The 19887-nt window shown below is 66.8% G+C and carries 20 protein-coding genes; 4 read left to right on the forward strand and 16 right to left on the reverse strand.

All coding sequences use genetic code 11. The features are described 5' to 3' along the window. Window positions 1-7: 7 nt before the first annotated feature. Window positions 8-868 carry a LysR family transcriptional regulator gene (locus K0P03_RS17915; RefSeq protein WP_272790501.1) on the forward strand — a complete coding sequence of 287 codons (861 nt, stop codon included), beginning with the start codon at window positions 8-10 and terminating at the stop codon, window positions 866-868. Window positions 869-925: 57 nt separating this feature from the next. Here the strand turns inward: K0P03_RS17915 and cobM are convergent, their stop codons facing one another. Together cobM and cbiE are read right to left on the reverse strand one after the other, a co-directional pair. Further along, window positions 926-1690 (reverse strand): precorrin-4 C(11)-methyltransferase, encoded by a 765-nt coding sequence (gene cobM / locus K0P03_RS17920; protein ID WP_272790248.1) that lies wholly within the window; start codon window positions 1688-1690, stop codon window positions 926-928. Next, window positions 1687-2949 carry a precorrin-6y C5,15-methyltransferase (decarboxylating) subunit CbiE gene (gene cbiE / locus K0P03_RS17925; protein ID WP_371260121.1) on the reverse strand — a complete coding sequence of 421 codons (1263 nt, stop codon included), beginning with the start codon at window positions 2947-2949 and terminating at the stop codon, window positions 1687-1689. The genes cobM and cbiE overlap by 4 nt, the downstream gene beginning before the upstream one ends. Here cbiE and K0P03_RS17930 point away from each other — a divergent pair. Continuing rightward, window positions 2942-3712 carry a cobalt-precorrin-6A reductase gene (locus tag K0P03_RS17930; protein ID WP_272790249.1) on the forward strand — a complete coding sequence of 257 codons (771 nt, stop codon included), beginning with the start codon at window positions 2942-2944 and terminating at the stop codon, window positions 3710-3712. The genes cbiE and K0P03_RS17930 overlap by 8 nt on opposite strands. On the opposite strand, the gene K0P03_RS17935 is transcribed toward K0P03_RS17930, so the two are convergent. From K0P03_RS17935 to K0P03_RS17960, 6 genes are all read right to left on the reverse strand, one after another. After that, a complete protein-coding gene (locus tag K0P03_RS17935; RefSeq protein ID WP_272790250.1) occupies window positions 3676-4440 on the reverse strand; it encodes a precorrin-3B C(17)-methyltransferase in 765 nt (254 codons plus the stop codon). The genes K0P03_RS17930 and K0P03_RS17935 overlap by 37 nt on opposite strands. Then, window positions 4437-5180: a precorrin-2 C(20)-methyltransferase gene (locus K0P03_RS17940; protein ID WP_023512819.1), complete on the reverse strand. Its 744-nt coding sequence runs from the start codon at window positions 5178-5180 to the stop codon at window positions 4437-4439. Before K0P03_RS17940 ends, K0P03_RS17935 begins: the two co-directional genes overlap by 4 nt. After that, complete coding sequence (locus tag K0P03_RS17945; protein ID WP_023512818.1) at window positions 5177-5809, reverse strand: precorrin-8X methylmutase; 633 nt, start codon at window positions 5807-5809, stop codon at window positions 5177-5179. Before K0P03_RS17945 ends, K0P03_RS17940 begins: the two co-directional genes overlap by 4 nt. Next, window positions 5806-7164: a precorrin-3B synthase gene (gene cobG / locus K0P03_RS17950; RefSeq protein WP_272790251.1), complete on the reverse strand. Its 1359-nt coding sequence runs from the start codon at window positions 7162-7164 to the stop codon at window positions 5806-5808. Before cobG ends, K0P03_RS17945 begins: the two co-directional genes overlap by 4 nt. Continuing rightward, window positions 7161-7940 carry a precorrin-6A synthase (deacetylating) gene (gene cobF, locus K0P03_RS17955; RefSeq protein WP_272790252.1) on the reverse strand — a complete coding sequence of 260 codons (780 nt, stop codon included), beginning with the start codon at window positions 7938-7940 and terminating at the stop codon, window positions 7161-7163. The genes cobG and cobF overlap by 4 nt, the downstream gene beginning before the upstream one ends. Window positions 7941-8068: 128 nt before the next feature. Next, window positions 8069-8890: an AraC family transcriptional regulator gene (locus tag K0P03_RS17960; protein ID WP_023512815.1), complete on the reverse strand. Its 822-nt coding sequence runs from the start codon at window positions 8888-8890 to the stop codon at window positions 8069-8071. A 111-nt stretch (window positions 8891-9001) separates the two neighbouring features. Between K0P03_RS17960 and K0P03_RS17965 the strand changes: the two genes are divergently transcribed. Continuing rightward, window positions 9002-10201: an MFS transporter gene (locus K0P03_RS17965; RefSeq protein ID WP_272790502.1), complete on the forward strand. Its 1200-nt coding sequence runs from the start codon at window positions 9002-9004 to the stop codon at window positions 10199-10201. A gap of 62 nt (window positions 10202-10263) precedes the next feature. Here K0P03_RS17965 and purU read toward each other — a convergent pair whose 3' ends face one another. Further along, window positions 10264-11148: a formyltetrahydrofolate deformylase gene (gene purU, locus K0P03_RS17970; RefSeq protein ID WP_024271354.1), complete on the reverse strand. Its 885-nt coding sequence runs from the start codon at window positions 11146-11148 to the stop codon at window positions 10264-10266. A gap of 370 nt (window positions 11149-11518) precedes the next feature. Here purU and K0P03_RS17975 point away from each other — a divergent pair, with 370 nt between their 5' ends. Beyond that, window positions 11519-12703, forward strand: a complete 1185-nt coding sequence (locus K0P03_RS17975) for a hypothetical protein (protein WP_272790253.1) — start codon at window positions 11519-11521, stop codon at window positions 12701-12703. Between the two features lie 105 nt (window positions 12704-12808). Here K0P03_RS17975 and K0P03_RS17980 read toward each other — a convergent pair whose 3' ends face one another. From K0P03_RS17980 to K0P03_RS18010, 7 genes are read right to left on the reverse strand one after another with little or no spacing between them, the layout of a single operon-like run. Continuing rightward, window positions 12809-13822: a succinylglutamate desuccinylase/aspartoacylase family protein gene (locus tag K0P03_RS17980; protein ID WP_272790254.1), complete on the reverse strand. Its 1014-nt coding sequence runs from the start codon at window positions 13820-13822 to the stop codon at window positions 12809-12811. A 24-nt stretch (window positions 13823-13846) separates the two neighbouring features. Continuing rightward, complete coding sequence (locus K0P03_RS17985) at window positions 13847-14191, reverse strand: RidA family protein (RefSeq protein ID WP_023514656.1); 345 nt, start codon at window positions 14189-14191, stop codon at window positions 13847-13849. Between the two features lie 27 nt (window positions 14192-14218). Then, entirely contained in the window at window positions 14219-15532 is a 1314-nt protein-coding gene (locus K0P03_RS17990; RefSeq protein WP_272790255.1) for an alanine racemase, read from the reverse strand. Continuing rightward, complete coding sequence (locus K0P03_RS17995; protein WP_272790256.1) at window positions 15525-16481, reverse strand: amidohydrolase family protein; 957 nt, start codon at window positions 16479-16481, stop codon at window positions 15525-15527. The genes K0P03_RS17990 and K0P03_RS17995 overlap by 8 nt, the downstream gene beginning before the upstream one ends. After that, window positions 16478-17419, reverse strand: coding sequence for an ABC transporter permease (locus K0P03_RS18000; RefSeq protein ID WP_023514653.1), 942 nt, complete (start codon window positions 17417-17419; stop codon window positions 16478-16480). Before K0P03_RS18000 ends, K0P03_RS17995 begins: the two co-directional genes overlap by 4 nt. Then, window positions 17416-18381 (reverse strand): ABC transporter permease, encoded by a 966-nt coding sequence (locus K0P03_RS18005; protein ID WP_272790257.1) that lies wholly within the window; start codon window positions 18379-18381, stop codon window positions 17416-17418. Before K0P03_RS18005 ends, K0P03_RS18000 begins: the two co-directional genes overlap by 4 nt. After that, a complete protein-coding gene (locus tag K0P03_RS18010) occupies window positions 18378-19886 on the reverse strand; it encodes a sugar ABC transporter ATP-binding protein (protein WP_272790258.1) in 1509 nt (502 codons plus the stop codon). The genes K0P03_RS18005 and K0P03_RS18010 overlap by 4 nt, the downstream gene beginning before the upstream one ends. Window position 19887: the final 1 nt, after the last annotated feature.

Below are 19887 nucleotides of genomic sequence, written 5' to 3' on the forward strand. Positions count from 1 at the left end.
ACAGATGATGACGCTGGAACAACTCCGTATCTTCGTCGCCGTGGCGGAACGGGAGCACCTGACGAGGGCCGCGGAGGCACTGAACCTCACGCCCTCGGCCGTCAGCTCGGCCATCCGCGTACTGGAGGAGCGCTACGGCATCGCGCTGTTCCATCGTACGGGGCGGCGGATCGAGTTGACCGAGACGGGTGAGGCCTTCCTGCCGGAGGCGAAAGCCACGCTGGCGCGGGCGGGCAGTGCAGACCTCTTCCTCACCGAGATCGGCGGCCTGAAACGCGGCACACTGACGCTTGCCGCCAGCCAGACCGTCGCAGGCTACTGGCTGCCGCCGCGTCTCATGCATTTCCGCACGACCTATCCGGCGATCGACATCCGCTTGACCGGAGGCAACACCGACGAAGCCGCCGAAGCGGTTCTCGACGGGCGGGCGGAACTCGGTTTCGTCGAAGGCGAGATCGACCACCCTGCCCTCGTCCAGCGCGTGGTGGCGCGCGACCGGGTCGTCATCGTCGCGCCGTCGGGCCATCCGCTCGCCGGCAAGCCCGATATCGATGCGAACGACCTGGCCGCCGCCCGCTGGGTGCTGCGCGAACCAGGCTCGGGCACGCGGCGTGCCCTGACGGCGGCGCTGCCCGAGGAGGCGCTCGACATCGCGCTCTCCCTGCCTTCCAACGAAGCCGTGCGCAGCGCCGTTCTCGTCGGCCAGACGCTGACAGCGGTCTCCGAATTCGTCGTAGAGGACGACCTTGCCGCCGGCCGGATGGCCCGCATCGCCTTCGAACTGCCGGAACGCGCCTTCCGCCTGCTCCGCCACAAGGAGCGCTATCGCTCCCGGGCCTCGCTCGCCTTCGAGGCCGAGCTGGTCTAGATCATTTCCGCTTTTCTTCGAAACGCGAAACCGCCGTACATTTTCGCTGGGATGGCTTTATAGCCCGTCGCGCCCCCGGAACCGACGCTGGTATGCGGGATCGTAGAGCGAACTTTCGCGAAAATCCTCAGCGCCGAGCGAGCGGCCGACGAAGATCAGCGCCGTGCGCTCGATCGGCTCCTCGGCAACCCTGGCCGCGATATCTGCCAGGGTGCCGCGCACCACGCGCTCATCGGGCCAGGAGGCTTTCACCACGATCGCCACCGGGCAATCCGCGCCATAGAGCGGTGTCAGGTCCGAGACGACCTTGTCCAGTGCGTGGATGGCGAGGTGGATCGCCAGCGTCGCCCCCGTCGCGCCGAAATTCGCCAGCGTCTCGCGGTTCGGCATCGGTGAGGCACGGCCGGAAACACGGGTGAGCACGAGGCTCTGGGCGACGGCAGGAATGGTGAGCTCACGCCCGAGCGCGGCGGCGGCGGCGGCAAAGGAAGGCACGCCCGGCGTCAGCGTGTAGGCGAGCCCGTGTTTTTCCAGCCGGCGGATCTGCTCGGCAACGGCACTCCAGACGGAGAGATCGCCGGAATGCAGCCGCGCCACATCCTCGCCCGCCGCGGCGGCGCGCAGATATTCGGCCTCGATCTCGTCGAGCGACATCGGCGCCGTATCGACGATGCGTGCGTCCGGCGGGCAATATTGCAGGAGTTCCGGCGACACGATGGAGCCGGCATAGAGGCAGACCGGGCAGGCGCCGATGAGATCACGGCCACGCACGGTGATGAGATCGGCAGCACCGGGGCCGGCGCCGATGAAATGAACAGTCATACTTGGTCCTCGATAGGTTGCGCCGGCTTCACCCAGGCCCACTGCGTGACCGGCATGGCCGGCCGCCAGCCCGTCATCTGCCCGACAGGCGATGCGCGCGCGATGTCGATCCGGATCAGCGAACCGCCGAGCCGGGCGTGCTGGGCGAGGAGCACGGCTTCCATTTCCGTCGTCACCGCATTGGCGACAAGCCGGCCACCCGGTTTCAGGCGGTCGATCGCCGCCGGCATGACGCCCGCCTCACTGCCGCCACCACCGATGAAGATCGCATCCGGCGCGGCCAACCCCACCAGAGCCTCCGGCGCCATGCCCTCGACCACCGCAAGACCCGGTACACCGAAGCACCCGGCATTGCGGTGAATGCGAGCGGCCCGCTCCGCATGGCCCTCGACGGCGATGGCCCGGAGCGAGGGGTCGGCCAGCATCCATTCGATACCGATGGAGCCCGAGCCGGCCCCGATATCCCAGAGAAGCTCGCCGCGGCGCGGCGCGAGAGCCGAGAGCGTCAGCGCGCGAACCTCGCGCTTGGTGATCTGGCCGTCATGCTCGAACAGCCCGTCGTCGAGGCCCGGCGTGTAGGCGAGCACCCGCGCCCCGTCTCCGGCGACAATCTCCACCGCGCAGACATTCAGCATGTCGGCCTCATCGAGGGCGAACTGCCCGGCCCGATGGTGGCTCACTCGTTCCCGTGCGCCACCGAGGGCTTCCAGCACAGTTAGCGCCGAGCCGCCGAACCCGCTTTCAGCCAGAAGAGCGGCAAGCGCCGCCGGCCCGTCGCTGTCCGAGGTCAGCGCCAGGATACGGCAGCCGGGATGCAGGTGCGGGCGGATGAGGTCGACGGGGCGGCCGTGCAGCGAAACACAGACCGTGTCCTGCAGGGCCCAGCCCAAACGCGATGCAGCGAGACTGAAGGCAGAGGGGGCAGGAAAAACGCGCATCTCCGCCCGCGCGATGCGCCGGGAGAGCGTGACGCCGACGCCGTAGAAAAAGGGATCGCCCGAGGCGAGCACGACGACGGCCCTGCCGCGCGCAGCCAGAACAGCCTCCACCGAGCGCTCGAAGGGACTGAGCCAGCCATGGCGGTCGCCACGAATCGCCGCATCGGCAAGCTCCAGGTGCCGCGCGCCGCCGAAGACGATCTCCGCGCGGCCGATCGCGGCCTTGGCCTCGTCGCCGAGACCCGCTAGACCGTCTTCGCCGATCCCGACGATGGAAAGCCAGGGAGCGGCTGTCGAAAGGGACTGATCAGGCGTGGACAAACGACGCATCCTCATCTTGGGCGGCACGGCGGAAGCCCGCGACCTTGCAGGCGTGCTCGCCGACAGAACCGATCTTGCCGTAACGCTGTCGCTCGCCGGCCGCACGCTCGACCCCGCGCCGCAACCCGTACCCGTGCGCACCGGCGGCTTCGGCGGCGTCGAGGGGCTTTCGGCCCATCTGCGCGACGAGGCCATCGATCTCCTGATCGACGCGACGCATCCCTTCGCCCGGCAGATCTCCGCCAATGCCCGCGCCGCCAGCGCGGCGACTGGCATTCCGCTGCTGCGGCTGGAACGGCTCGGCTGGGATATGGTGGAGGGTGACCGCTGGACGCGCGTCGCCAATATGACGGAGGCCGTGGGCGCGCTCGGCAAAGTGCCGCGCCGCGTGTTCCTTGCCATCGGCCGCCAGGAGGCGAAGGCCTTCGACGCCGCGCCGCAGCACCACTATCTCGTGCGCAGCGTCGATCCCGTCGACCCGCCGCTTGCCGCACCCGATGTCGACTATCTGCTCGCCCGCGGCCCGTTTACCGTGGACGCGGAGGTCGAACTTCTGCGCGGCCATCGTATCGATGTCGTCGTCAGCAAGAATTCCGGTGGAGACGCCACCTATGGCAAGATCGTCGCGGCAAGCAGTCTCGGCCTGCCCGTCGTTCTGGTCGATCGGGCAGAGGCGCAGGGTGGCCACCACGCAGGAACCGTCCAGGATGCGGTGCGGCTCGCCGATCATCTCGTCGGCTCTTCGAGGAAGCGCGGCGTATAGACGAGATCCGGCAGGCCCGGACGGGAAATGACGCGCGTTGCCGGCGAACCGATGACGACGCAAGTCGCCATATCGGCACGCTCCGCCTCGGCCTCGCCGAGCGGCATGACCAGCATGCGCTCATCCGGGCGACCCGCGGCACGGCCGAAGATGACGGGCGTTGTCGCCGGAAGCGTCTCCCGCAGGATCTCGAAGGCCCGGCCGAGTTGCCAGGGCCGCGCTTTGCTGATCGGATTGTAGAGCGCGACAACAAGACCCGCCTCGGACACCAGGCGCAGCCGCTTCTCGATGATCTCCCAGGGTTTCAGGTTGTCGGAAAGCGAGATCGCGCAGAAATCATGCCCGAGCGGCGCACCGATGCGCGCGGCGACCGCCAGCATGGCGGTGACACCGGGCACGATGGTGAGATCGACCGTCTTCCACTCATCCGGTCCCGCATCGATCGCCTCGCAGACGGCAGCCGCCATGGCGAAGACCCCGGGATCCCCGCCCGAGACGACACAGACATCGACACCCTCGGCCGCCCGCTTCAGCGCGGCTTCGGCCCGGTTCAGCTCCTCGCGATTGTCGGAGGCGACCTTGATCTGGTCCGGCCGGAGGTTCAGCCGGTCGATATAGGGAAAGTAGCCGAAGAATTCGCGCGCAGCCTCGACCGCCTGTCTTGCCTCCGGCGTCATCTGGTCCGGATTGCCCGGCCCGGTGCCGATCACGAAAAGCCGGCCGGTCATGCGCGACCGCTCCAGCCCGGCACGAGCACCAGCGAGAAATAGGGCGCGGTGTCGTCGGGCTTTTCGGAAAGCCGCATCGACCGGCTGGTCGGCATGGTGCCGCGCTCGACATAGATCGCCTCGCCGAGCCGGCCGGCCTTTTCCAGCGCCCGCCGGATTTTCGGCAGGTTGCGGCCGACCTTCATGATGACGGCGGCCTCGGTGTCGACGAGGCGGCGTGACAGCTCGCCCTCGCCCATCGTGCCCGGGAGCACGGAGAGCACGTCGTCACCCTGCACGATGGGCAGGCCCGACAGCGACCAGCAACCGGACATGGCCGTGATTCCGGGAATGACCTCGGTCGGGAACCGATCGGCGAGCCGCACGTGGAGATGCATGTAGGAGCCGTAGAACATCGGATCGCCTTCCGAGAGGATGGCGACCGTGCGGCCGGCGGCAAGGTGCTCCGCAACGGCGGCGGCCGAGGCGTCGTAGAAGGCGGTGATCTGGCGCTTGTAGTCGTCGTGGTCCTTGTCGATTTCCGTCGTCACCGGATAGTAGAGCGGCAGCTCCGCCATTCCGGGCTTCAAGAGACCCTCGACGATCGCCCGCCCATTGCCCGCGCGGCCGGCCTTGGCGAAGTAGGCGAGCACATCCGCCTCGCCGATCGCCCGCACCGCCTTCAGCGTCAGGAGTTCCGGATCGCCCGGTCCCGTGCCCACGCCATAAAGTCGTCCCGTCACCGTCGCCACCCTGTTCATAGCCCCGGCCTCGCCAGAGAATTGAGCGCCGCGGCCGTCATGGCGCTGCCGCCGAGGCGACCCCGCACGATGGCGAAGGGCACGTCGTAGGAATTTTCGGCAAGCGCATCCTTGGATTCCGCGGCACCGACGAAACCGACCGGCATGCCGAGGATTGCCGCCGGCTTCGGCGCGCCGTCGCGCAGCAATTCCAGCAGGTAGAACAGTGCCGTCGGCGCATTGCCGATAGCGACGACGGAACCGGCGAGACGATCGAGCCAGAGGCGGATGGCCGCGGCCGAGCGCGTGTTGCCGATATCCCGGGCGATGTCGGGCGTGCGCGGATCGCGCAACATGCAGAGCACCTCGTTGCCGGCCGGCAGGCGGGCGGCCGTCACGCCGCGCGCGACCATCTCGGCATCACAGAAAATCGGCGCACCGGCCTGGAGCGCGCCGCGCGCCGCCGTGACGAAACCCGGCGAGAAAACGAAATGCGGTGCCGCCTCGACGAGGCCTGCGGCATGGATCATGCGCACGGCGACGTCCGATTCCTCTTCGGAAAAGCGGGAGAGATCGGCTTCGGCGCGGATGATCGCGAAGGATTTTTCGTAGATGGCCGTGCCATCCTTGATATAGTCGTAATCGGTCATTGTTGGCCTTGATAAGCAGAAACTAGGGTGTCGGACGCGGTGCGGTCGATGAGGTTTCCCGCCGTCTCGCCGTCCACACGACGCGCGCGCAGGAGGGCACCGAGACGATGCAGGGCGGGCCGCAGCGCATCGGCGGGCAGGATCGCGGCGGCGCCATCGCCCGCACGCCCGCCAAGAACAAGACCGACGCCGGCGGCAGTGCCGCAAAGCGTGACCGCGGCCGCGGCCGGATGGGCGCAGCCCTTCGGGCAGCCGGAAACATGCACGTCGAAGGAACCGTCCAGGAGATCGCCGGCTTCCGCCACAAGGGCATCGGCGGCGGCGTGGGTATCGAAGCTGGCCGAAGCGCAGCCGGCGGAACCGGCGCAGACGGAGACGGTCCGACCCGGCGCATCCTGCGTGCTCCAGACACGTCCCCGCGTCGCACAGGCCTGCGCGGCGGCCACCGTTTCCGCGCAGAGCCCGCGTACCAGCAGCGCGTGATGCGGCGCGAGGCGGAACTCCGTTGCGCCACAGGCGACCAGCTCCCGTGTCAGGGCGGCAAACCGATCGGCATGGATCTGACCATAGGCCGGGGCGAGCCCCAGAACCGTTTCGTCTCCGATCCCGTGCACACCGAGCGGATGAACGGGTGAAGCGACCGGAATCGGCGGCACCGGAGCTGCACCGAGAGCCGCCGCCAGCAACGTGGGATCGAGATTCCGCCCCCGTGCCGCCGGCCCGATGGCGGCAAGGGCAGCGGCGACTGTCATCACGCCGTCGACAGCCTTTTCGCCGGGCAGCAGCGCAACGGCCCGCGCCGTCATGCGATCACCACCGAGGGAAAGCCGCCAGGCAAGGCCTCGTGTCCCGGCGACCGCATCGAGGCGGATATCGGCAACCATGTCGGCAAGAGACAACACACCGCCGCCATCGACGACGACGGCAAGCTTCGGCGCGAGAACAAGAGCGGCATCGGCAAGAGCCGCCCGCAGTGCATCGGCAAACGGCGCGGCATCGGCAAGTTCGGACGGATCGATGCCGGCAAGCGGCGGCACTTCGATGGCAACACCCGTCTGCGGGACGATGCCGGCCGCGGCGAGCCCGACGGCAAGGTGTGGAACGGAAGCATCCGTAAGGCCGCGAAGCTGGAGATTGCCGCGCGCGGTGATTTCGAGGAGGCCATTGCCATGCGCCCGCGCCAGATCGGCTAGCGCAAGGAGATCGTGCGCGGTGAGGGCCGCCGCGGTGGGGCGCAGGCGCACCAGCAGGCCGTCGCCAGTCCGCATCGGAGTGGCGAGGGAAGGGCAGGCGCCGCGCCGCAACGCGCCGATCTCGCCCAGGGGGCCCGGAAGCATCGCACAGGTCACCGTCATGCCGCGCCCTCCTCCGCTTCGGGCGTCGGGCGACGGATCAGGTAGGTGTCCATGATCCAGCCATGCGCGGCGCGCGCCTTTCGGCGCGTCTCGCTGATCGTATCGGCGACGTCGGAAAGCCGGCCGGACAACAGGATCTCGTGCGGCGTGCCGAGATAGGCGCCCCACCAGATCTCCGCTTCCGGATCCTCGACCGTCCGAAAGGCTTCGACGCCGTCGAGCATGACGAGCGCATCGCGCGAGGATTCCGGCCAGGCGCCGGCAAGGCGGCGGCCTGTGGTGATCTCGACCGGCAGGCCGATGCGGTTGAGCGTGATGGCATGGCTGGCGCAGAGCGCCTGGACGCTGGTGATACCGGGAATGACCTCGATCTCGAAGGCGACACGGCCGGCCATGCGCACATGATCGATAATACGCAGCGTGCTGTCATAGAGCATCGGATCGCCCCAGACGAGCAGGCCGAGCGTTTCGTCCGCACCGGTCTCGTTGAGGAGAGTGCGTTCGTAGATGGCCGCGATGGCACGATGCCAATCGTTGACGCCATCCTCGTAGCTTCCGTCGGCGCGGCGCACCGGCACGGTGTAATCGAGGATGCGGCAAGTGGCATTGTCGAGGAAACGGTCGCAAATTTCGCGGCGCGCATCGGCGAGAAAGGCCTTTTCATCGCCCTTCGTCGGAATGAGCAGCACATCGGCCCGGTTCAGCGCCTGAATTGCCTGAACAGTCATGTGCTCGGGATTGCCCGCGCCGATCCCGATGACCAGTATCTTTCTCAAAAGCCCGTCTCCCGTGCGACCCTGCGCTCCCGGTTCGCGGCCCGACTTGGGTCCCGCACCCCTTCCTAATCCCAAAAGCCGGCGGAAAACAGTACCCGAATCGCGTCCTTTGCCGGTCTTTTTGAGACTCAGGCGGCAGTGCGGCTCGTCAGATAGGCCCGCGGCGCGGTTCCCAGCATGCGCTTGAACATGGTTGTGAAGGCCGGCACGCTCTCGTAGCCGGCATCGAGCGCCACCCGCGTCACCGGTTCGCCGGCGGCAAGGCGCGGCAAGCAGGCGAAAAGGCAGGCCTGCTGACGCCAGGTGACGAAGCTGACACCCATCTCCTGGCGGAAGAACCGCGTGAAGGTGCGCCGGCTCATGTTCAGCCTTCGAGCCCAGTCGTCGATCTTGGCCACCGGCGACGGCTGTTCGACAAAATCGCGGCAAAGGCCCGCCAGCCTTCCACTTGCCGGAAACGGCAGGCCGAGCGGACGCTCGGGCAGGCGGCCGATTTCGTCAAGCAGCAGCGCCATGACGAGGTCGCTGCGCCGGCGATCCTCCGACAGGCCATCATGCCGAACGGTCTCCGCGATCAACTGGCGGGCAAGGTCGGTGACTTCCAGCACGGTGGGCACCTGCGAAGCGGCCCGGCCCTCCGGTGAATAGATATAGACCGAGCGCATGCTGACATCGCTGATCATCTCGACGGAATGTTCGAGACCGCGCGGAATGAGCAAGGCGTGGCCGGGTGGAATCATCCAGCGCCCACGCTCCGTCCCCACCAGCACTACACCGGCAAAAACGCAGAGGAACTGCGTGCGGCGGTGACGGTGCGGCGGCACCGTATAGCCGCCCGGAATGTCCGAACTGTGAACCAGAACATCCGTATTCGCCTGTTCCATCCGGAAGAGGTTGCGGATGTGGTCGTCATCGAGCGCCCTGCGGCGTGCATCGCTCAGTTTTTCCATCTTTGGCCCATTCGCGTAAGAAATGGACCTCAGCACGAAAGCAGGCCTATAGCAATCCCTGTATGGGAAGCAGCCATGACGCGGAATCTGCGCGTATCATTCGAGGCCATCATGTCGACAGTCGTTCCCGCGGCACCCCGCAGCGCCGCCACCACTACCTATTCCATCATCGTCGCCGTCAGTGCGTGCCACATGCTGAACGACATCATGCAGTCGCTGCTGACGTCGCTCTATCCGCTGCTGAAGGAAAACTACGCGCTCGATTTCGTGCAGATCGGCCTTCTGACCATGGCCTTCCAGGTCACCGCCTCGCTGCTGCAGCCGGCCGTCGGCATCGTCACGGATCGCTGGCCGATGCCCTTCTCGCTGCCGGTCGGCATGGGCAGCACCTTCGTCGGCCTCATCATGCTCGCCTATGCGCACAGCTTCCCGGTTCTGGTCTTCGGCGCCTGCCTGATCGGTCTCGGCTCGGCGATCTTCCACCCGGAATCCTCGCGTGTCGCCCGTCTCGCCTCCGGTGGCCGCCACGGGCTTGCACAATCGCTGTTCCAGGTCGGCGGCAATGCCGGCACGGCGATCGGGCCGCTGCTCGCCGCCTTCATCGTGTTGCCCCTCGGCCAGACGAGCGTCGCCTGGTTCTCGGCCGTCGCCCTCCTTGGCATGGTCATCCTCACCTGGGTCGGCAACTGGTATGCCGGTGAGCGCCGCCTTGCAGCCGGCCGGCCGGCCGTCAGCCGCGAACTGCCGCTGCCGCGCGGTCGCGTCGCCTGGGCCCTTGCCGTACTGGTGCTGCTGACGACCACGAAAAACGCCTATCTCGCCAGTATCTCCAGCTATTTCACCTTCTACACGATGGAGAATTTCGGCCTTGGCGTGCGCGACGCACAGCTCATGCTGTTCCTCTTCCTCGGAGCTTCGGCACTCGGCGTCTTCATGGGCGGGCCGATCGGCGACCGGTTCGGCACGCGCTTCGTCATCTGGTTCTCGATCCTCGGCGTCATCCCCTTCGCCCTGTTGCTGCCCTATGCGAACCTCTTCTGGACCGGCGTGCTGACCGTGCTGATCGGGCTGATCTTCTCCTCGGCTTTCTCCGCCATCGTCGTCTTCGCGCAGGAGCTGATCCCGGGCCGCGTCGGCATGATCGCCGGCATCTTCTTCGGCTTCGCCTTCGGCGCAGGCGGTCTGGGTGCGGCAGTCCTTGGCATCTTCGCCGACAGCCACGGCATCAACTTCGTCTACCAGATCTGCTCCTACATGCCGCTGCTCGGCATCCTCACGATCTTCCTGCCGCGCCTGCCGGCACACCTCTGAACCGGCCACAGACGTGTCCGAACATGAAAAGGCCGGCGAATTCGCCGGCCTTTTGTTTTGGATCAGCCCATACGCTCGGAAGCGTAGCTGCCCGGGCTGGGCGGGAAGACGATGGTCTTGTTGCCGTTCATGAAGGTGCGGTGATGGATGTGGGCATGCACGGCGCGGGCAAGCACCTGGCTCTCCACGTCACGGCCGATCGAAACATAGTCCTCGGCCGACTGCGCATGCGTGATGCGCGCGACATCCTGCTCGATGATCGGGCCTTCGTCGAGATCTTCGGTGACGTAGTGCGCCGTCGCACCGATCAGCTTCACGCCGCGCTCGAAAGCCTGCTTGTAGGGATTCGCACCCTTGAAGGACGGCAGGAACGAGTGGTGGATGTTGATGATGCGGCCCGACATCTTCTTGCAGACGGCATCCGACAGGACCTGCATGTAGCGGGCAAGAACGATCAGCTCGGCGCCGGACTGTTCGACCACTTCCATCAGGCGTGCCTCGGCCTGCGGCTTGTTCTCCTTCGTCACCTTGATGTGGTGGAAGGGGATGTCGTGGTTGACGATGACCTTCTGGTAGTCGAAGTGGTTGGACACGACGCCGACGATATCGATGGGCAGCGCGCCGATCTTCCAGCGGTAGAGCAGATCGTTGAGGCAATGGCCGAAACGCGACACCATGAGCAGCACCTTCATGCGCTCGTCGCTGTCGTTGAAGCGATACGTCATGGCGAACGTCTTGGCGACGGGGACGAAACCGGTCTTGATGTCCTCCTCCGAAATACCCTCCTGGGAGAGAAAGGTCAGGCGCATGAAGAACAGGCCCGTCTCGAGGTCGTCGAACTGCGACGAGTCGGAGATGTAACACCCCTTTTCGGCGAGGTAGCCGGTGATCGCGGCGACGATGCCGCGGGTCGATTGGCAGGATACGGTCAGGACGTGGCTTTTCATCGGTTCGTTTCTCGCGTTCGGCCGGTGCGGGGGCAAGGCACCGGCGGATCCCCTTGTCTGCGGGCCGCACTCACGGCTTGGCGCATATTTCAGGCCGCTTGCCTCTGCGCAAGCCCCTGCAATGGCCAGAAGCTACGCCGGCTCTTGCAAGGAATCCCTCCGGTTCGCGACATCCAATGCGTCGAAACTGCCAAGTGGGGCCTTCACAGCCCGCTCTACCGGGTTCGCGCCATCGCGCATGATCCGGCCTGACGAAGCTCGCGAACGAATCTTTCATCGATGCAAGACCGCCCCTGCCTGGCAAAAATCCTTCTAGACACTATTATGGACACATGTTCTATAAACTGGACAGATTCGACGGGAGCTCGCCATGCATCTTTCCATGTGGACCTACCCCTGGGACATCCAGGACCAGGGCATCGCGGCACTCGCCGCCGACCTTTCCGGCCGCGCCGGCCTCAACACGGTGAGCCTTGCGACCTCCTACCATGCCGGCCGCTTCCTGCAGCCGCGCAGCCCTGAGCAGAAGGCCTACTTCCCCGAAGACGGCACCGTCTATTTCCAGCCCGACGAAACGCTGTGGCAGGGCAAGACGATCCGCCCCCTGGTGGCGCAGAACGTCACCGACCGCGGCGACATGCTGGAAGCACTGACCAGAGCGCGCGCAACCACAGGACTTGCCGTCTCCTGCTGGACGGTCTGCCTGCACAACACCCGCCTCGGCATGCTGCACCCCGATCATGTGACCCGCAACGCCTTCGGCAATGCCAATTACTACAATCTCTGCCCCTCCAGCCCGGCGGCACGCGACTATGTCGTGACGCTGGTGCGCGACATCACGGTGAACCACAAGCCCGACATGCTGGAGCTGGAAAGCCCGAACTTCATGGGCTTTGCCCACGAATACCACCATGAGAAGGACGGTGTCGGCCTCAACGCCGAGGATGACTTCCTCCTGTCGCTCTGCTTCTGCCACCATTGCACCGCCCGTGCGCGGAAGGCCGGCATACCTGTCGACAGTGCACAAAAAACGGTGGCGCGCTTCATCGCCGAACTGTGCGAACGGGCGGTGCCTGAAAAACAGTTCCCCGACTTCCCCACCGCCGGTATCGACGCCTTCCGCGACCATCCGGAGCTGCACGCCTTCCTCACCTGGCGCTCCGAGCCGGTGACGAACCTGATCGGCGAGATCAAGGCGGCTGCCGACCCGGCGACGCGCATCGTGCTGATCGACCTGAAGGACGGCTGGCTCGGCGGCGTCGACCTCGAGGCGGTCGGAAAGCTCTGCGACGGCGCGATCCTCTGCTGCTACGGCATGACGCCCGAGGCCGTCGGCGAGGTCATCCGCACCGGCCGGGCGATGCTCGGCCCGGACAAATTCCTGGGGCTGGGCCTGCGCGTCTTCTATCCCGAGGTCGATGGCCCGGCCATCCTCGCCGCCCGCGCAAAGGCAGCCGTCGAGGCTGGTGCGAACGGCGTGAACTTCTACAATTACGGGCTCATTCCGGCAAAGCGCCTCGACTGGGTGAAGGAAGCCGTCGGCGCGATCACATAGAGTCCGCCAGCTTCATACTGAATCTGCCGAACTCCATAGTACTTTGTTTTCGTTTGTCTTTTATTGAAAATCGGGCTCCACTTTTCCCTGACAAACCCCAAGGCCTCAGCCGTCGATCGGCTCGGCGACCTGGATCAGACAGTCGCCGGCCTGGCTGTCGCAATGCAGCCGGTGGGAGATGACGATGCCGCCCTCGGCAAAGCGCAGCGCCTCCTCGGGTTGCTCAAGCCGTTCGAGATCGTGATACCAGCCAGCCAGATCACCTGCCGAGACGTGCGCACCGAGCGGCACGGCAGGCTCGAACCAGCCGCGGCGGCCAGCATAGATGCCCTGGCTGTGCCGGGAGAGCGACAGGAGCTGCAGGGCAGGTGGAGCTGCGAGCGGCCCGCGCGACAGCACCGGCTCTCCCGCAATGCCGAGTGCGACGAGCAGACGGTCGATCGCCGCCGCCGTAAACGCCATGCTCTCGGGCGACACGGTGCCGCCACCGCCGAACTCGCCCGAAAGGCCGATCGTGCCAGCCCGACCGGCCGCGCCCATCGAGGTCGGCGCGGCCGGCCCGTTATCGGCGATGAAGGCATGTGCGGCCCCCATCGCCCGCATCAACGTGACCGCGCGCGCAAAGCGCTCGGCATCCGCCTGCCGCTCGATCAGCGTGCAGGACAGATGCGCCATGGAGGTACCGCCGGAGTGCAGGTCGAGCACGGCATCGTGGTGCGGGAAAAGATCATGTTCAAGGAAATGCGCCAGCCGCGCCGTCGGCGTGCCGGCCGGATCGCCGGGAAAGGCGCGGTTGAGATTGCCGCCGTCGAAGGGCGAGCAGCGCTTGGCCGCCATCACCGCCGGCAGGTTCGCCATCGGCAGGATGGTGACGGCACCGCGGATTTTCGTGATATCGAGCTGGCGCATCAGCCGCCCGAGCTGGAGCTCACCCTCGTATTCGTCACCATGGTTGCCCGCCATCAGGAGCAGGCTCGGCCCCTCGCCGTTCTTCAGCCGCAGGATGGGGATGCGGATCTGGTAGTAGGGCGAACGGTCGACGGAATAGGGAATCGCAAGATGCCCGGCCTGCCGGCCCTCCCGGAAAAGATCGATCGGATTGACGAGGCCGCTGTGCATGGTGGCTCCAGTTCGGGCGGGTTTTCAGAGTGCGGCGACGGCAGTCATCTCGACGCGCAGGTCCGGATCGGCAAGGCGCGCCTCGACGCAGGCGCGGGCCGGCGGGTTTTCCGGGTCGATCCAGGCATCATAAACGCCGTTCATCGCCTCGAAATCGACGATCGCCGGCAGGAAGACATTGACAGCGAGCAGTTTCGAGCGGTCCGTACCGGCTTCCTTCAGAAGGGCATCGATCTTGCCGAGCACGTCGCGCGTCTGGTCCTCAAGGCCGGCCTTGCGGTTTTCCGCGACCTGGCCGGCGATATAGACGAGCCCGCCATAGCTGACGGCCTGGCTCATGCGCGAACCCTTCTGGTAACGCTGGATCATGGGTGTTTTCCTTTCTTCCCGGGAGGATCAGCCGAAGCTGGTGGTATAGGCCGCCGTGACCGTGTGGTCAGGTGCAAGGCCGTAGAGGATCGCATGCCGGTCGAGGCAGGTGCACGGATGCGAGATGCCGAACTCGACCACATCACCGACGCGTACATCGCTGCCGGCGGAAAGCGCCACGAAGGCATGCTGGTCGTTGAGACGAAGCACATCGGCCCCCGCAAGAGCGGCGAGCGGCACCCCGTCGCGATAGAGAGCCAGCGGCCGCGGCAAGCCCTGGTCCATCGCGACATCCCGCAGGCCCATACCGCAGATCGCGAGCGCCGGCTCCGGCAGCGACAGCACCTCGGCCCAGACCCGGAGCACCGGCTTGAAGTCGCTGCCGGCGGAGCGGACCTGCCCGCCGAACCGGAAGCCCGCACGGGCGTCGAGGCCGGCAAGACCGCGCTCATAAACGCCGTGGTCATGGAAGAAGATCGCCCCGCTGCGCAACACGAGCAAACTATCGGGATCGGCCGCGACGGCAGCAGAGAGACCGGCGATCACCCGGTCGAAAAAGACCGAACCGCCCGCTGTGACGATCAGCGGCCGCGCATCGCCAATGCGGGCGCGAACCTCCGGCAGGAAGGCCGCCGTCATCGCCACCAGCCCGTCGATCCGGCGCAGCGTCTCTTCCGCATCCGCCGTTGCGGCGGCCCCCTCGTAGGCGGCGATGCCGGTCAGCCGGAAGGTGGGCGTTTCCGCGGCAAGGATGGCATCGAGGATCGCGCCTGCCGCCTCGGCGCTGCGTGCTCCGGCGCGGCCCGCACCAAGTTCGACGAGAAGACCGAGCGGCGGCAGACCGCTGCGGCCATGCCAGGCGACCCGCAGGGCTTCGACCAGATCAATGGAATCGACGAAGACATGCAGCACTGCATCGGGATAGTTTGCGGCAAGCGCTGCGAGCCGGCGTGCAGCCGCGGCCCCGCCGATCTCGTTGGCGAGGATCAGCCGGCGCTGGCCAGCCTTCAGCAGTACCGCCGCCTGGCGGATATCCGCCACCGTGGTGCCCCACGCGCCCGCCGCCAGCAGCGTGCCGGCAATCGCCGCCGACATCGGCGTCTTCGCATGGGGCGCGATCGCGACGCCGTGATCGCGTACATACCCCATCATCAGCGCGACGTTGCTGGCAAAGGCCGCACGATCGAGCGAGATCAGCGGCAGCGCCATCGCACCGTCATAGGGCTTCCAGCCTTGCTTGCCGACGGCATCGAGCGGCAGGGGCGCATGGCCCGGCGGGAAGCCGCGGATGCGGTCGTCGATCACCGGATTGTCCGGTCCGGTCACGGAAAGGTCAGGCATGGTTTTCTCCCTTGGCCACGACGGGATCGACGATCCCGAGGCGATAGGTGTCATTGGCAGTCGTGAAAAAGAGGGCACGCTGCTCGTCGAGCGAAAGCGGCGCGGCCGCGGCGCGGAAAACGGCGTAGACCTCGTCGAACGAGGCGTGCAGGCCGGCGACCGGAAAATCGCTGGCGAACATGGTTCGAGCGGGGCCAAAACAGGCGAGGCAATGCTCGATCACCGGCCGCAGGCTTTCCGGCGTCCAGTCATTGTCATAGGCGACGAGGTCGGAAATCTTCAACCGGACATTCGGCTCGCGACCGAGCGCCGCAAGGCCACCGCGCCAGAGCGCCATACCCTCCGCGCTGCGATCGGCCGGGCTGCCGCCATGGTTGAGCACGAAGCGTATCTGCGGAAAGGCCCGCACGAGATCGAGCGCCTCATCCATCTGCCACGGATAGAGCATGAGGTCGAAAACGAGGCCGAAACGGGCGAGACGGGCAAGGCCGGCGCGCCAGCGGGGATCGGCCATGCGGCGGGCGCGGGGTGCGAAGCTCTTTGCCGGTTCGGGATGCCAGCTGACGATATCGCGGATGCCGGCGACATCGGGATTGGCGGCCTCCGCCTCGATCAGGCGCGCGGCATCCGGGCTGTCGAGCGGCACGCGAGCGATGATACGCTTCGCCACGCCGGAGGACCGGTCGAGACCTGCAAGCCAGCGGCTTTCCTCCAGCGGATGGGCGTCGGACCAGCCGGCCTCGACATGCACGGTGGCCACCACGTTCTGGTTCGCCGCATCGGCGCTGTAGTCCGCAACGCCATAATCCCTGAGGATCGGCGCCAAGCTGCCGAAGACCATCTCGCCGCCGGTCGCCCGGGCCGTTTCCAGCCAGGGATGACGTTTGAGCGACAGATCCCAGAGATGGTGGTGCGGGTCGATGACCGGCCCGCCATAACGCACCGTCATCGGCGCGCCTCTCGGCCGGAAATGAGCAGAAGCGCGAGGATCAGCGAACCGAACATGATCGAGCGCCAGCCGGGCGAGGCGTTGACGACGGTGATCAGCGCCGTGGTGGTGACGAGCAGGATGGCACCGGGAATGGTGCCGGCATAGGTGCCGCGCCCACCGAGGATGGAGGTGCCACCGAGCACGACCGCGGCGATCGACATCAGGAGATAGGGATCGCCGATGCCGACATAGCCTTGCCGGTTCATGCCGAGCACCAGAATGCCGGCAAGCCCCGCGAAGAAGCCGGACAGCGCATAGAGAAGCAGCGTGTTCCTGGCAACGCTGACGCCGGAAAGCCGGGCAGCCAGCGGATTGGCCCCGAGCGCGAGGAAGCGCGCGCCGAGCGGCGTGCGATGGATGATGAGCAGTACCGCGATCGAAACGACGATCCAGAGGATGATGCCGGCGGGAACGCCGAGGGGGCGCGCCTGGCCGAGCAGGATGACCGCCGGGTTGCTCACCGTGACCGCGCTGCCGCCGGCGACGATGACGAGCAGTCCCTGAAGAAACGTCGCCATGGCGAGCGTCATGATGATCGGCGGCACGCGCAGATAGGCCGCACCCGCCCCGTTGAGGAGGCCGATGCCGGTGGCGATGGCAAGGACGAGCACGATGCCGACGAGGCCGGTCGGGTCCGAGGCCGGCGAGATCAGCGGCAACAGGATCGCCGTGACGGTGATCACGGCCCCGACGGAGAGGTCGATGCCGCCCATCAGGATGACCAGCGTCTGCCCGGCCGCGACGATGCCGATGACGGCGGCAAGCTCCAGGAGATAGCGCAGGTGCCCGTAGGCGCCGAAGCCGCGCAGCGTGAGGCTGGCGACAAGCCAGACGAGCGCCACAAGGAGGAAGGTCAGGAGCGGCGGATTGCGGAACACGGATTTCACGGCCTTCATCGCCTTGCCCTCCACTGTTTCAAGAGTTCCGGCACCGCGACGGCACCGACGATGATCAGGCCCTGCGCGACATATTGTGCGACCGGCGGAAAACCGAGGAAGAACATCACGTTGATCATGACCGAGAGCAGCAGGCTGCCGCAGATCGCGCCACGCATCGTGCCCTTGCCGCCGAGGAAACCGACGCCGCCGAGCACGGCGGCCGCGATCGAATTCAGCGTGAAGGGCGTGCCGATGACCGGATCGCCCGAGCCCGTCTGCGCCGCGACAAAGAGGCCGGCCAGCGCCGCCAGCAGGCCGGACAACGCGAAGGCGACGATCTTGACCCGCTCGACCGGAACGCCCGAGCGGAAGGCGCCGATCGGGTTGTCGCCGGCGGCATAGATGCCGATGCCGAGCGGTGTCGCGAGAAATGCTTTCCAGGCGAGAAGGACGACGACGAGCAGCAGGAAGGCAACCGGCGTGTGGCCGGCGAGCATGGTCGACAGCCAGTCCGGAATGAAACCGCCCGGGCGCGGCAACAGGATCAGCGCGACACCGGTAACGATGAAGGAGCCAGTCAGCGTGACGATGATGGCCGGCAGCCGCAGATGCGCGACGATGGCGCCGATGACGGCACCGATGGCAAGGCCGGTGAGCGCGACAGCGAGGATGCCGCCGGGCACGCCGAATGCGCTGCCCATCGTCGTCGCCGCAATCACGGCGCCAAGGCTCACCAGCGGGCCGATGGCGAGCGTGATGCCGCCATTCAGCATCAGGAGTGCCTGCGCCATGGTGACGAGCGCCAGCGGAAACCAGTTCTGCGTGAACTTGGAAAAACCACCGACCGAAAGGATGCCGGGAAAGAGCACCGCATAAAGGACGAGGAAGGCGGCGACGACCAGGTAGAGGCCGCCAAGGCCGCGATTGCGACCGCGCTGGATGGCGCCGTAGAGCCAGCCGGAAGATGGAACGGCACTCATGCGGCCTCTCCCTGTTTGTGGATGCCCATGGCGGCGCCGACGATGGCCTCCTCGCTGATCGCCGCACCGGAAAGCCGGGCAGCGACGCGCCCCTCGCGCAGCACGACGACACGATCGCACAGGTGCACGAGTTCCGGTGTGTCGGAGCTTGCAAGGATGACGAGCCGCCCCTCGGCAGCGAAGGCGCGCAGCATGAGGTAGATCTCGCGCTTCGTCTCGATATCGACGCCGCGCGTCGGATCGTTGAGCAGCAGCACGGACGGATCGAGCGGCAGCCACTTGGCGAGCGCCACCTTCTGCTGGTTGCCGCCCGAGAGCGCCTGGACCGGCCGGGCGACGTCGCCCTTGATCGTCAGGCGCCGCGCCAGGTCGGCGATCAGCCCGGCCTCCGCCGTGCGGTCGCGAAAGCCGCGCCGCGCGAGCCGGCCGAGCGAGGGCAGGATGAGGTTGGAGGCGATGGAATGGGGCAGGACGAGCCCCTCGTGCTTGCGGTCCGCCGGCACATAGACGATGCCCGCTGCATTCGCCTCACCGACATGGGCCGGCAGGCGGGGAAGACCGGAGACCTCCGCATGGCTCGCCTTCGCGGGAATGGCACCGTAAAGGCCGAGCAAAAGGTCTTCCTGCCCCTGCCCGACAAGGCCGCCGATGCCGACGATCTCACCGGCGCGGGCGGAAAAGCCGATCTCGCGCACGAGGCCGGCCGAGAATTTCTCGACAGTGATGCGTGTCGCACCGGCTTCGGCAACCGGGCGCGGCGGGAAGAGATCGCCCGTCTCCCGGCCGACCATGAGGCGAACGAGCCCCTCACCGTCGATGCCGGCGAGCGACTGGTCCGCCGTGACGCCGCCATCCTTCAGCACCGTAACGTGCGAGCAGAGCGCCTGCACCTCGTTGAGCCGATGGGAAATATAGAGAAGCGCCGTGCCGCGATCGCGCAGCGTCTCGATGAGACGGGCGAGAATGCCGGCCTCATGCGCGGAAAGCGAGGAGGTCGGCTCATCGAGGATGAGCACGCGCGGCTTGCGGAACAATGCCTTGGCAATCTCCACCATCTGCCGGCGGCCGAGCGCGAGGTCGGCGACCGGCATGTCGAGCGGCTCGGTAAGCCCGACCATGTCGCAGACCTCCCGCACGCCCCTGTGAAGCGCGGCATAGTCGATGAGGCCGAAACGGCGCGGAAAGGCACCGAGCCCGATATTCTCGGCGATCGACAGGTCGGCAGTGAGGCTCAGCTCCTGCTGCACCACGGCAATACCCGCACCGCGGGCGGCAGCCGGGCTGAAACGCCCGACCGGCCGGCCCTCGACGAGGATGGCGCCGCTGTCCGGCTGGAGAGCGCCGGAAAGGAGATTGATCAGCGTGGATTTTCCCGCACCGTTCTCCCCGAGCAGGGCATGGACCCTGCCCGGGTGAAGGGCGATATCGACGCCCTTCAGAACCGGATTGCCGAAAAATCCCTTGAACACCTGCCGGGCTTCCAGCAGGGGTCTTGTTTCCGTCATG

The sequence above is a fragment of the Shinella sp. HY16 genome, assembly GCF_028534175.1.
Classification (GTDB): domain Bacteria; phylum Pseudomonadota; class Alphaproteobacteria; order Rhizobiales; family Rhizobiaceae; genus Shinella.

Excerpts from the sequence above, each read along its gene's own strand:
- cobM (WP_272790248.1), bottom strand. The coding sequence starts at position 1,690 with ATGACTGTTCATTTCATCGGCGCCGGCCCCGGTGCTGCCGATCTCATC.
- K0P03_RS18005 (WP_272790257.1), bottom strand. The coding sequence starts at position 18,381 with ATGAGTGCCGTTCCATCTTCCGGCTGGCTCTACGGCGCCATCCAGCGC.
- K0P03_RS17915 (WP_272790501.1), top strand. The coding sequence starts at position 8 with ATGACGCTGGAACAACTCCGTATCTTCGTCGCCGTGGCGGAACGGGAG.
- K0P03_RS17975 (WP_272790253.1), top strand. The coding sequence starts at position 11,519 with ATGCATCTTTCCATGTGGACCTACCCCTGGGACATCCAGGACCAGGGC.
- K0P03_RS17940 (WP_023512819.1), bottom strand. The coding sequence starts at position 5,180 with ATGAACAGGGTGGCGACGGTGACGGGACGACTTTATGGCGTGGGCACG.
- K0P03_RS17965 (WP_272790502.1), top strand. The coding sequence starts at position 9,002 with ATGTCGACAGTCGTTCCCGCGGCACCCCGCAGCGCCGCCACCACTACC.
- K0P03_RS17960 (WP_023512815.1), bottom strand. The coding sequence starts at position 8,890 with ATGGAAAAACTGAGCGATGCACGCCGCAGGGCGCTCGATGACGACCAC.
- K0P03_RS17995 (WP_272790256.1), bottom strand. The coding sequence starts at position 16,481 with ATGACGGTGCGTTATGGCGGGCCGGTCATCGACCCGCACCACCATCTC.
- cobG (WP_272790251.1), bottom strand. The coding sequence starts at position 7,164 with ATGACGGTGACCTGTGCGATGCTTCCGGGCCCCCTGGGCGAGATCGGC.
- K0P03_RS17935 (WP_272790250.1), bottom strand. The coding sequence starts at position 4,440 with ATGACCGGCCGGCTTTTCGTGATCGGCACCGGGCCGGGCAATCCGGAC.
- K0P03_RS18010 (WP_272790258.1), bottom strand. The coding sequence starts at position 19,886 with ATGACGGAAACAAGACCCCTGCTGGAAGCCCGGCAGGTGTTCAAGGGA.
- purU (WP_024271354.1), bottom strand. The coding sequence starts at position 11,148 with ATGAAAAGCCACGTCCTGACCGTATCCTGCCAATCGACCCGCGGCATC.
- K0P03_RS18000 (WP_023514653.1), bottom strand. The coding sequence starts at position 17,419 with ATGAAGGCCGTGAAATCCGTGTTCCGCAATCCGCCGCTCCTGACCTTC.
- K0P03_RS17985 (WP_023514656.1), bottom strand. The coding sequence starts at position 14,191 with ATGATCCAGCGTTACCAGAAGGGTTCGCGCATGAGCCAGGCCGTCAGC.
- K0P03_RS17990 (WP_272790255.1), bottom strand. The coding sequence starts at position 15,532 with ATGCCTGACCTTTCCGTGACCGGACCGGACAATCCGGTGATCGACGAC.
- K0P03_RS17945 (WP_023512818.1), bottom strand. The coding sequence starts at position 5,809 with ATGACCGATTACGACTATATCAAGGATGGCACGGCCATCTACGAAAAA.
- K0P03_RS17980 (WP_272790254.1), bottom strand. The coding sequence starts at position 13,822 with ATGCACAGCGGCCTCGTCAATCCGATCGATCTTTTCCGGGAGGGCCGG.